The 10,768-nt window shown below is 59.9% G+C and carries 9 protein-coding genes and 3 pseudogenes; 6 read left to right on the top strand and 6 right to left on the bottom strand.

What is annotated here, in order from left to right; translation table 11 throughout:
• From AC1DVM_RS20870 to AC1DVM_RS20850, 5 genes and pseudogenes are all read left to right on the top strand, one after another.
• Window positions 1-213, top strand: a pseudogene (locus AC1DVM_RS20870) (C4-dicarboxylate ABC transporter); the annotation flags it as partial.
• 102 nt (window positions 214-315) lie between these two features.
• The gene (locus AC1DVM_RS20865) at window positions 316-834 is read left to right on the top strand and encodes a TRAP transporter small permease (RefSeq protein WP_477257659.1); all 519 of its coding nucleotides are present in this window, start codon (window positions 316-318) and stop codon (window positions 832-834) included.
• Complete coding sequence (locus AC1DVM_RS20860) at window positions 831-2,132, top strand: TRAP transporter large permease (RefSeq protein WP_477257657.1); 1,302 nt, start codon at window positions 831-833, stop codon at window positions 2,130-2,132. The genes AC1DVM_RS20865 and AC1DVM_RS20860 overlap by 4 nt, the downstream gene beginning before the upstream one ends.
• Window positions 2,133-2,159: 27 nt before the next feature.
• Window positions 2,160-2,618: a type II 3-dehydroquinate dehydratase gene (locus AC1DVM_RS20855; RefSeq protein WP_477257656.1), complete on the top strand. Its 459-nt coding sequence runs from the start codon at window positions 2,160-2,162 to the stop codon at window positions 2,616-2,618.
• 5 nt (window positions 2,619-2,623) lie between these two features.
• The gene (locus AC1DVM_RS20850; RefSeq protein WP_477257654.1) at window positions 2,624-3,526 is read left to right on the top strand and encodes a shikimate dehydrogenase; all 903 of its coding nucleotides are present in this window, start codon (window positions 2,624-2,626) and stop codon (window positions 3,524-3,526) included.
• Here the strand turns inward: AC1DVM_RS20850 and AC1DVM_RS20845 are convergent.
• Window positions 3,525-3,734: pseudogene (locus tag AC1DVM_RS20845) on the bottom strand (LysR family transcriptional regulator); the annotation flags it as partial. The gene AC1DVM_RS20850 and the pseudogene AC1DVM_RS20845 overlap by 2 nt on opposite strands.
• 167 nt (window positions 3,735-3,901) lie before the next feature.
• On the opposite strand from AC1DVM_RS20845, the gene AC1DVM_RS20840 reads away from it, so the two are divergent.
• Entirely contained in the window at window positions 3,902-4,972 is a 1,071-nt protein-coding gene (locus AC1DVM_RS20840) for an NAD(P)-dependent alcohol dehydrogenase (RefSeq protein WP_477257652.1), read from the top strand.
• Window positions 4,973-5,087: 115 nt separating this feature from the next.
• Here the strand turns inward: AC1DVM_RS20840 and AC1DVM_RS20835 are convergent, their stop codons facing one another.
• From AC1DVM_RS20835 to AC1DVM_RS20815, 5 genes and pseudogenes are all read right to left on the bottom strand, one after another.
• Window positions 5,088-5,714: a LuxR C-terminal-related transcriptional regulator gene (locus AC1DVM_RS20835; RefSeq protein ID WP_477257650.1), complete on the bottom strand. Its 627-nt coding sequence runs from the start codon at window positions 5,712-5,714 to the stop codon at window positions 5,088-5,090.
• Window positions 5,711-7,162 carry a GAF domain-containing sensor histidine kinase gene (locus tag AC1DVM_RS20830; protein ID WP_477257648.1) on the bottom strand — a complete coding sequence of 484 codons (1,452 nt, stop codon included), beginning with the start codon at window positions 7,160-7,162 and terminating at the stop codon, window positions 5,711-5,713. The genes AC1DVM_RS20835 and AC1DVM_RS20830 overlap by 4 nt, the downstream gene beginning before the upstream one ends.
• 574 nt (window positions 7,163-7,736) lie before the next feature.
• Window positions 7,737-8,924 carry a glycosyltransferase gene (locus AC1DVM_RS20825; protein ID WP_477257646.1) on the bottom strand — a complete coding sequence of 396 codons (1,188 nt, stop codon included), beginning with the start codon at window positions 8,922-8,924 and terminating at the stop codon, window positions 7,737-7,739.
• Window positions 8,925-8,991: 67 nt separating this feature from the next.
• Window positions 8,992-10,071 carry a hypothetical protein gene (locus AC1DVM_RS20820; protein WP_477257644.1) on the bottom strand — a complete coding sequence of 360 codons (1,080 nt, stop codon included), beginning with the start codon at window positions 10,069-10,071 and terminating at the stop codon, window positions 8,992-8,994.
• Between the two features lie 37 nt (window positions 10,072-10,108).
• A pseudogene (locus tag AC1DVM_RS20815) lies at window positions 10,109-10,768 on the bottom strand (hypothetical protein); the annotation flags it as partial.

Genomic DNA, 10,768 nt, shown 5'->3' with positions numbered 1-10,768 from the left:
TTCCAGGCTGCTGCTGACAAAGCGATCGAATGGAGCACCCAGGAGCACCTGAAGAAGGAGGCGGAACTCGTAAGCTTCTTCAAGGAGAAGGGACTCGAGGTCTACACTCCGGACCTGAAGGCCTTCCGTGACTTCGCACAGAAGAAGTACCTCGCGTCGGACCTGGCCAAGAGTTGGCCGCAGGGCATGCTCGAAAAGATCAACGCGATGTAGGGCTGCCGTCAGGCACCACCGGATGCGATCTGCGGAACTCGTGATGAGTCCCAACACCGCGGAACTCGCAACCGAAATGACTCGGCAACCAAGAGGCCTCGCATGATTGTCTCCGCACGGGCCCTCGGCCTCTGGCTCAGCCGTCGCGCCGAGAACATAGCGGCCGCCATGTTGGCCGCTATGTTCCTGGCCTTCCTGCTCCAGATCGTGTTCCGGTACGCTTTAGGCCTTCCCATTGGCTGGACCCATGAGTTGAGCGTCATTCTTTGGGTCTGGCTTGTGCTGTGGGGCGCCGCGTTTGTACTGACCGAACGCGAGGAGATCCGGTTCGACATTATCTATGGCGCCGTGGGCCAGCGGCCGCGCCGGGTCATGTGCGTGATCTCCGGTGCGGTGCTTATCGCCCTCTACCTCGTGTCGCTGCCGGCGGTCGTCGACTACGTGACCTTCATGAAGGTGCAGAGCACCGCGTATCTGAAGATCCGGTTCGACCTCCTGTTTTCAATCTATATTCTGTTCGTTGTCGCGACCATCGTCCGGTACATTTGGCTCTCATGGCAGGCCTTGCGAGGCGTTGCACCGGACGAGTTTGATCCCACAAAAGCGAGTTCGGGCGTATGAATCTGGCAAGCCCCTTCTCGCTTGCGCTGGTGACAATCACCGCCCTTGCGTTCCTCGGCCTGCCGATCGGCCATTCGATGATCGCCGGCTCGATCCTCTACCTTCTCCTGGCTGGTCAGGACATGGGAACCGTTGCCGAGCAACTCCTCAATGGAATGTACTCCAACTACGTGATCCTCTCGGTGCCACTGTTCATCCTGGCTGCCGAGTTCATGAACATCGGAAGCATGACCGACCGTCTCATGGCGTTCTGCAACGCGTTGGTGGGCCGGTTCCGCGGAGGACTTGCCCACGTCAACGTCCTTCAAAGCATCATCTTTGCCGGAATGTCCGGCTCGGCGATTGCCGACGCGGCTGGCACCGGGCGTATGATGCAGGTCATGATGACCCGCGACGGCCGTTATACCGCGAGCTATGCGGCTGCCCTCACCGCTGTCTCCTCGGTCATAGGGCCTATCATCCCGCCATCCATCCCGATGGTGCTCTATGCGCTCGTCTCCGATGCGTCCATTGGCTTTCTGTTTCTGGGCGGCGTCATCCCGGGTTTGCTGATGGCGCTCAGCCAGATGTTTATCATCGCCATCACCGCCCGCCGAAAGAACTTTCCTGTCGAGAAGCCCGTCCCGCTTCGGAAGCTGCCGAAAATCACCTGGAATGCTTTTCCGTCGCTCATGATGCCGGTCGTTCTGCTCGGCGGCATTTACAGTGGCGTGATGACTCCGACCGAAGCGGCCGCGGTCGCGGCTGCCTACGCACTCCTTATCTCGGCCGGCCTCTACAGAAGTGTCAGCTGGCGAGACTTTTACAAGTCGATCGCCGTCAGTGCCCGGACGACGTCGTCGATCGGCATGCTGATCGCCGGATCGCTCGTGTTCAACTACGTCGTCACCGTCGAAAATATCCCCGATGGGGTGAAGGCCCTCCTTGCGCATTGGGATCTCTCTGCACTGGGGTTCCTCATCCTCGTCAACGTGCTGTTGCTGCTGCTCGGCTGTGTGCTCGAAGGAACCGCGATCCTGCTCATTGTCGTGCCGGTGTTTATCCCGACCGCGCAAGCATTGGGTATCGATCTGGTGCATTTCGGCGTCGTCGTCGTGGTCAACATCATGATCGGATTGATCACGCCCCCTTACGGGCTGCTTCTGTTCATCATGGCGAACATTTCCGGAGAACCGTTGCGCGATATTGTCCGTGAGACTCTTCCCTTTCTCCTGGCGATGATCGTAGCTCTGGTCATCATCACTTTCGTGCCCGAAACGGTCCTTTGGCTGCCGCGTGTCTTCGGCTACCAGGGATGATCAGCTCCAGTTTTGGAGAACAATGTCATGTCAAAGCCGATCTACATCCTCAACGGACCCAATCTCAACCGCCTCGGGACACGCGAGCCGGAGATCTATGGGCGCACGACTTTGGCTGAAGTGGAGGCGATGTGTCTGGAGGCGGCAGAAAGTCGTCCCATCGTGTTCCGACAGTCAAACCGGGAATACGAGATCATCGAGTGGGTCCATGAGGCCATCGACGAAGGTGATGGTATCATCATCAATCCCGCCGCATTCACATTCACCTCCATGGCGCTCATGGACGCTCTGAAAATGTTCCCGGGGCCGATCATCGAACTGCACATCAGCAACATTCATCGACGTGAACCAATGTACCACAAATCTTATGTTTCCCCGATTGCGACCGCGGTGATCGCAGGCCTCGGCACCGATGGTTATCCGGTGGGTGTCAAGGCGATGCTCGGCATGATTTCTCGAACGACAATCGCTCCGGCCCGCAACTGATCGAGATGACCAAACAGCGACCATCGACAGCCAGTCGCCAGTCGGGCGGTGCCACCGGACCGTGGACATGGCCGTCAATCCTCGTGGGATTGGTAGGGTCCGGAATCCAGGCTTCTCGAACCCCGGCTCTGCACGAACGGGAGGGGGCCGAGCAGGGCCTTCGCTACATCTACAAGCTGATCGATCTGGACGCCCTCGGCATCAGCGCAAGCGCTCTGCCGGAAATCCTCACCGCGGCCCAGCGTTTCGGCTTCGCAGGATTGAATATCACCCACCCATGCAAGCAAACCGTGCTCCCGTTGCTGGATGAGCTTTCGCCCGACGCGGCAGCGCTGGGAGCAGTCAACACGGTGGTCCTGAGGGACGGCCGCCGTGTCGGGCACAACACCGATTGGTCGGGATTCGCAGAGAGTTTCCGCAGCCAGTTGGCAGATGTCCGCCGAGACCGCGTGGTTCAATTCGGCGCCGGCGGGGCCGGTGCGGCGGTTGCCCATGCTCTGCTGACCCTTGGCACTGGAGAGGTCATTATCGTGGACACTGACGGGGAGCGTGCCCATCGTCTCGCCAGCGCCCTGTGTGAGCGGTTCGGCGCGGTCCGTGCCTCCGCCAATCCCCATCTCCCGAATGCGATAAAATCGGCCGACGGCATCGTCAACACCACTCCCCTCGGGATGGCGAGCTATCCAGGCATGGTCATCTCCCCTGCGTTGCTTCGGGCCGAGCTCTGGGTCGCGGACATCGTATACTTCCCGCTGGAAACGGAGTTGTTGCGCGAAGCCCGTGCCCGCGGGTGCCGCACGATGTCGGGCGGCGGCATGGCCGTTTTCCAGGCGGTCGATGCCTTTCGCCTCTTTACAGGGATAGACCCGGACGCCGCGCGCATGCTGCGTCACTTCGCTGAAATGTGATGAAGGTCATCGCCTGGGCGAGAGTGCGCAGAAGGCGTTCACCCGCCTCGGTCGGAACGACGCTGCGGGTCGTACGCGCCAACAGCCGAACGCCGAGCCGCCCCTCGAGGCGACGCATCGATTAGCTGAGGCCCGGCTGCGAAGTGCCGAGCTTCGCCGCTGCTCGCACAGAAGCCGGATCTTGCCGATCCCCGGCACCAAGCTCCACCGGATCGAGGGCGAGGGCTATCCCGAGCAGTTGATGAGAACGACCGGACTCTGAACACAAGTTTGCGTTCAATATAGAACGACGCCGGCGTGGGGAGGACTTCGGTTCCCATGCCGGGTCGTCGGTTTGCCTCTCACAACATCAATCCAACGCGTGGAAACGACACTATGGCCAGCTTTCGTTACAAGACCTTCGGCTACGCCGCTCCGTCCGCCGGCGCGCCCCTTCAGCCCTTCTCCTTCGAGCGGCGCGCGCTGCGCCCGAACGATGTCGCGATGGAGATCCTCTATTGCGGCGTCTGCCACTCGGACCTCCACTGGGCGCGCAACGATTGGGGCTGGTCAGCTTATCCGGTCGTCCCGGGCCACGAGATCGTCGGCCGCGTGATCGAGGTCGGCCCGGAGGTCACGCGCTTCAAGGCGGGCGATCATGTGGCGGTGGGCTGCATGGTTGATAGCTGTCAGCGCTGCGACCAATGCCGGAAGGGCGAAGAGCAGCTCTGCCGGGAAGGCAATACAGGAACCTACGGGGGGCTCGACCGCCTCACGCAGGAGATGACGCAGGGCGGCTATTCCAAGCACGTGGTGGTCCGGGAAGAATTCGTCCTGCGCGTTCCCGAGGGACTGGATCTGTCCCGTGCCGCCCCGCTGCTCTGCGCCGGCATCACGACCTATTCGCCCCTGCGCACCTGGGGCGTCGGTCCCGGCAGCCGCGTCGGCGTGATCGGCTTGGGCGGACTCGGCCACATGGCGGTGAAACTGGCCTCTGGACTCGGTGCCCACGTGACGGTGATGAGCCGGTCATCGGACAAGAGGGCCGACGCACTCGCCCTCGGCGCCGACCGGCTTCTCGTCTCCGCGGATCGGGACGCGATGGCGCAGGCCGCGAGCAGCTTCGACCTCATCATCGACACCGTTCCCAACAAGCATGACCTTAACCCGTATCTGGCGCTGCTGGACGTCGACGGCACGCTGGTGATCGTCGGCCAGGTTGGCCCCCTCGACGAAATGTCCACCGTGCCGCTCCTGCTGGGACGGCGACGTGTCGCCGGTTCGCCCATCGGGGGCATCGCCGAGACCCAGGAACTGCTCGATTTCTGCGCGCGCAAGAACATCCTGCCCGAATGCGAGACGATCCGCATGGACCGGATCAACGAAGCCTTCGAACGCATGGAGCGTGCTGATGTCCGTTATCGCTTCGTCATCGACATGTCGTCGCTGTCGGGGGAAACCAACTGAACTGAAGCGCACCCAGTTCGCGCCTACACCGCTACGCTTTCCGGGGGCCAGCTTGATGAGCCAGTACCGGCCGACATGGTTCAGCTTCGCAGCAACGCCGCCTTCTGGAGTTTCGTCAAGAAGCGACTTCCTCGTCGGAAACYTTGTGATRGAGGAGCGTTGCGAGCGCTGTGCGGTTCGTGACTCCGAGTTTGTGATACGCGTTGTAGAGGTGTATCTTGACRGTACCGTCGGAGATGTTGACGGTCCTTGCGATTTGTTTATTGGACATTCCCACCGCGACGAGGCTTGCAATCTCCCTCTCGCGTGGGGTCAAACGCGATGCACCGACCGCCCGACCGGTCGGGAAATCGTCAATAGTCCAGCATTTGCCCGCAGCAACCTCAGTCACACAGCGCACGAGCGTGTCGGACGCGGCAGTTTTGAGTAGGATGGCCCATATGCCGGATACCGGTGTCGGAACGATCGGTAGTTCCATGAGCGCAGCCGTCAGCAGGACTATTTTTGTCGTGAGCTTCTCCTGCCTGACAACTTCGACAACCTGAAGACCGTTGAGCCCAGGCATCCGGATGTCCAGAACGGCAATGTCGGGCTTGTGCCGCCTGATGCTGTCGACGGCTGCGACGCCGTCCAGATCGGTAGCGAGGATGTCGAAGCCGCTTTCATGCCTGAGAAGCGAGTCCAGCCCGCCGAGAAACAAAGGGTGGTCGTCAGCTAGTGTGACGCGCAACGCTTTGTTCATCTGGGAACCTCAATCCGCATTTCAGCGCCCATTCCGGAACTTGCAATCAATAGCGATCCACCCATTTCATGGACGCGCGAACAGATCGATAGGGGCGCGGCGCCCTGCTTGGCCAACTCGCGAACATCTAGTGTTCCGGCACGATTGCCGAATCCCTTGCCGCTATCTCTGATGCGAAGCAAGAGAGCTTCCCTCGAAGAGCGAACCTCAACGCTGACCTTGGACGCTCCACCGTGACGAATGGCGTTCGACACGGCCTCCGTGAGAAGGTGCTGTATATTCCAGGCCACCGGCAGCCGGGTACTGAGGTTGCGCGGTCTCACATCAAGTTCAATCTCGCAGCACCACTGATGACGCAGAACGGCCACCGCCTCGACGAGATGAGCCGAGAGTTCTATGGCCTCGTTCTTCATGGCTGGCGACGAGCGTGTTTCCTGTACTAGGGTTCGAATCCGATCGCTTTCGTTCGCGACAATTCGTCGAACGTGCTCGAATTGCTCGCGTTGTTTCGAGGGCAAGTTGGTCATACCCAGCTTCAGCCGAATGTCCGCGGCTGCCAGGCCCTGCAACACTCCATCGTGTAGATCATGCGCCAGGCGCGTGCGCTCGAGGCGAGCAGCGTCCGCTCTGATTTTTGTTCGCGCACTATGCTGGTCGAGTTCGCCGGCAACGTGAGCGGCAACGATTTCCGTAAGCTGCAGATCCTCAGCCGTCCAGGACGGACGATCCATGACGAAGACGCGACCGGCGGAGGATCGTCCGCGAAAGGGTGCAGTCGCAGCACTTCTAATCTGAAACGCATCTCGGAAAGAACGGTCGATGAGGTCTAGACCCTGTGGCGACGGCCCCATCAAGGAACCTGCTCCGCGCGCGACTGCAAAAACAGCCTCCTGGTGCGTCCGTGCGACGAGGGGCGCAGATCCACCGACTCGCTCGCAACTACCGTGCAATTCCCCTCTGTTCCAAACGGCGAATTGACGGGTCGGGCTATCATCAAAGTCCCACACGACGAGAATTCGGGGAGCTTCCATGATTTCTGCCGCATGGGCCAATATGGATGTCAGAGAGCCCGCACCATCCAAATTTTCTTGTTCGACCGCACCGTGGGATCGGCAATCGTTTGACGGCCAAGCTGCCAGGCGCAGCAATCGCGTGTGCCTTTTTCGACAGGCCGCCTCCGAGGCGATGAACGCGCATCCGACGATCACGAACCCACCTTGAACAATGAGATACCGGAGCACTCCGGTCGATCCTGCGTCTCCCCACCCACCCATGCCCAATTGGACGATGTCTAAACCCGTGACGATCGAAAGCAGGACCGTGAGCGCGATCACGAACTTGATTGCGTCTGGCCGAGGTCGAGCGCTGTTCGGGGAATTTGAAACGAACGTTAGTGGCAGGAAAAATGGACCGAGGAATCCGTTCAGGACCATAAACGCAGCGCCCATCGTTATGTCGACGCTACGCGATAGGAGCGGCCGTGATTGCAGCCAACTTGCGTGAGGGGGAAGCAGGCCTCCCCAAGAGAAGCATCCCAGCCACGTCGCTGTGTGAGGGCGCGCTTCATAGGGCGCCCGTGCGTCTGCCGCCAACGAGGAAATGTCCGACGAAGGGGCGGCGTCTGAACGTTGGCGCCGCCGTTTCGGGAAAGTATTTGCGGCATTACACCTCCGAAGAGATGAAATTTTATAAAGTTTGCCTGGAAGGATCGATGGTGTTCCGACGGGTTCCACTGAAAGACTTTCCCTTAGGACACCTATTGGCAGTGGAATGTAGGGAGATGACAATCGCCATTATGATGGGTTTTTAAAAACCGAGACGTATTAAGAGGTACGATACCGTAATCCCTTTGGCTAAAAAGGAGGCAGTCGGCGACGCTGCTACCTCTCAGATACAGTATTGTTCAAGTTTGCTAGCGGTGGGACGCTAGATCCAGCGGCGATCGCTGAATACTTTCAATCGATGCAGAACAAATTCTCTGAAGCACGAGCAGAGCGTTGTGCCTTAACCAGGTTCACCGCGTCAGGCGACGTCCGCAAGTTTCGTGCGCGCAAACGCTGCGTTCTTATCGACACGCGCCCTGTCTTGGTGGGGCAGCTTGTTTTCTCGCAGCAATCGCAGACAAGCCTCGAGTGAATCCTGATAGTGACCCGACCAATAGGCGAGGATCGAAAATTCGTCCAAGGCTCCATAATCGTAGATCCAGGAATGGAGGAAGAGTCCCGTCGATGGACAGGCCATGTTGATGGCACGCTTGCCGAGCAGATATCCCTGATGATGCTTCCCGTGGAGCCTGCAATATCTCATTGCTCCATGAAGCGACTCCGCCCGGTTGGGACAGACTTCATAGGCGCTCAAATACGTTCCGATGATCTCAGGTCCGGGATAGCCAAGTTGCTCTTTGAGACGGGCGGCATGGTACAGGCTGACAAAAATTTCCTGATCCCAGAAGCCGAGCTCGACCCGTTCAAGATAGGATTGGAGGGCCTTTTCGGGTGCGCCGCTGTCTTGGTAACTTTGTGCGAGGTAGAACGTGTACCGGGAGATAAGGAACGGATCGGTCTCCTTTTTCAGAACCTCACCGAGCACCGCGGCGTCGTCCTCGTATTTCCGCGGATTTTTCCCACGGGCGCCTCCCCGTCCGGAATGCGTGTAGAAGCCCGTCGCCGTACCGTTGGCATAGCCCTCCGGGGGACCCTCGACGTATTCATGAATGACCCCGCGATATTTGAATGCCAGGTCATTTCTAAATAGCTGCGGCCGGTAGTATTCGATCGAGCCGAGTCGAATCTTGATGTAGTACAGATCTTCCGTGAGGCTTGCCCTGAACGCGTCGGCGTCGAAATTGTCATCGTACACCATGGTTTCGTCGGCATCGATCACCAACGCAAAATCAAGGTCGCGACGCTGCCGCAGTTGGGCCAGCGCGAGGCTCCGATTATGTGCAAAATCGACCCAGGGCTCTTCCCTCACCTCGCCGCGAATGTTCTCGCCTCGCAAATATTCTCTGATGAGGTCCTGGGTCCCATCCGTCGAGCCCGTGTCCTGGACGAGAATGTAATCCACCAATGGTCGGACGCTGCGAAGGCAGTCGAGAATCACTTCCGATTCGTTTTTGACAATCATGCAAAGCCCGATGGACTTTGCCTTCGGGTAGTCACACGCAGTCGCGCTCAAAACAGCTTCGGCAGTGACGGGCGAAATGTGCATCTCGATCACCTCTAGCCTTACTTAAACAGGGCTTTCAAAAAAAGCGCCATGGCGCATTGGGGATACCTCAAACCAATTGCAGGAGGTCCCGCAACCGTTTGGGCAGCAGGCCRGGAGTCTTGATTTCCAGACAACTTTTCTCCCACAGGCCCAGATATTTCTCGACGGGTACCGCACTTCTCGCGGGCCACCGGTTCAAAGCGCCCATGTCCTCCACGTAGGCGCTGCTCTGCTCCAACTCGGAGAGGAAGCCAAAAACCGCGCCTGCGGTCTTGGGGGATACGCCCAGATTGGCTTCGAGTGCAGCGCGATGAGTCCGAAAGAATTCCCCCATATCCAGGGTGGCCCCGAGCTCTCTCGCGCGCCTCCTGTATTTTCCGACCAGATCGCTCCGATATTTTCGAATGCTGCCTGCAAACGCCTCTTGGCCTGGGAAAGGCACGTTTCGCTCCCATTCGTCTGCCAGGGCTGCGAGACCGCGAATCGAGAACGCTTCGACGAGCGCTTCTTCGATCCACTGGCACGGAATTTGTGGCGCGGCCGACCTCTCCCAACTGTTGCAGAGCACATGTCCGAGTTCGTGTCCGAACTGGTAGGCCAGTCGCGACCAGTCACGCTCTCCGACGGTGACGATGATCCAAGCGGTGCGGGGTTGCTCGACCTGGAGACGTACGGATGGCTGTTCGGCTTGCGACTGGGGAGGCGGTGGCGCCGCTCCACCGGCGGATCGGTTGTCGATGATCAGTTTGCCGGGCTGATGGTCGGAGAGCAGAGACAGCCCCGACAGGCAGGCCTCACGCATCCGCGACACGACGATCGCGGCCGGCCCCTCCAAGGGCGCTCCCCAGTTGCCCTTCAACTCGAGGGGCGCGGAGAGCAGCGTCGGCTCCCGAGAGGTAGATCGTGCCGCGTTACGCATCATGAACCCCTGCGAGGAAACAATGCCTGCGCATCCAAGCAGGAATTGGCGGCGCGTTGATAGCCATTGGCCACAGCTTATCACGCGGCCCGCCCTCGTGGGTGATGATGCAAATGGCGCGGCACAATCTGTCCAAATGATCCACGGAGTTGAAGGTCTATCGCGGGACTCGTTATTGGTCGCATCGACGTCGAATCGCTGTTGATGCGCGAAGCGCGAGGTCTGCAAGCAGGCCCCGCGCTTCGGAACTCGACCGGGTGTTGGATCAGCCGTGCTGCTTCAACACACCGTGGATAGCCTTGGACGGATCTTCCAAGGTCGGTGTCGGCCCGCCCTGCGTGGTGTGGAGCGGCGTAGTCGAGCCGGCTCCGGGCTTGCCCTTCTGGCCGATCGTAGCGGCAGAAGCCAGATGATCGGCGAGCAGGTTGGGCTTGATGCCCCCAAGAACCGACTTACCAAGGCTGCTGCCGCCATGCTCTCCGCCAAAGCCTGCCGGGATCACACTATGCTGCGTCAGTTTAGCCAGGAGAGACGCAGGATTGTTGCCCTGCATCGCGCCCTTGATGAAGGCCATTGGAGCCGATGCCAGCTTGTCCATGCTGATCGAGACCTTGCCCTGCGTAACCGTGGGCTTGTCATGGCCATGGCCTTTATCCTTCCAATCGTCTTTGTCATGCTTCGGACCCTTCGGACCCTTGTCGTCCTCACAATCGTCCTTGCCCGGTTTCGGACCGTTCGGACCCGTTGGGCCGGTTGAACCRCTCGGACCCGTCGCTCCGGTCGGACCGGTGGCGCCGGATGGGCCGGTGGCTCCGCTCGGACCCGTCGCTCCGGTCGGACCGGTGGCGCCGGATGGGCCGGTGGCTCCGCTCGGACCCGTCGCTCCGGTCGGACCGGTGGCGCCGGATGGGCCGGTCGCTCCGCT

The sequence above is a fragment of the Microvirga sp. P4_A5 genome, assembly GCF_056402495.1.
The sequence above is the reverse complement of the archived record's forward strand: the minus strand, read 5'-3'. Positions and strand labels throughout refer to the sequence as shown.

Excerpts from the sequence above, each read along its gene's own strand:
- AC1DVM_RS20865 (WP_477257659.1), top strand. The coding sequence starts at position 316 with ATGATTGTCTCCGCACGGGCCCTCGGCCTCTGGCTCAGCCGTCGCGCC.
- AC1DVM_RS20860 (WP_477257657.1), top strand. The coding sequence starts at position 831 with ATGAATCTGGCAAGCCCCTTCTCGCTTGCGCTGGTGACAATCACCGCC.
- AC1DVM_RS20855 (WP_477257656.1), top strand. The coding sequence starts at position 2,160 with ATGTCAAAGCCGATCTACATCCTCAACGGACCCAATCTCAACCGCCTC.
- AC1DVM_RS20850 (WP_477257654.1), top strand. The coding sequence starts at position 2,624 with ATGACCAAACAGCGACCATCGACAGCCAGTCGCCAGTCGGGCGGTGCC.
- AC1DVM_RS20840 (WP_477257652.1), top strand. The coding sequence starts at position 3,902 with ATGGCCAGCTTTCGTTACAAGACCTTCGGCTACGCCGCTCCGTCCGCC.
- AC1DVM_RS20830 (WP_477257648.1), bottom strand. The coding sequence starts at position 7,162 with ATGGGCGCTGCGTTTATGGTCCTGAACGGATTCCTCGGTCCATTTTTC.
- AC1DVM_RS20825 (WP_477257646.1), bottom strand. The coding sequence starts at position 8,924 with ATGCACATTTCGCCCGTCACTGCCGAAGCTGTTTTGAGCGCGACTGCG.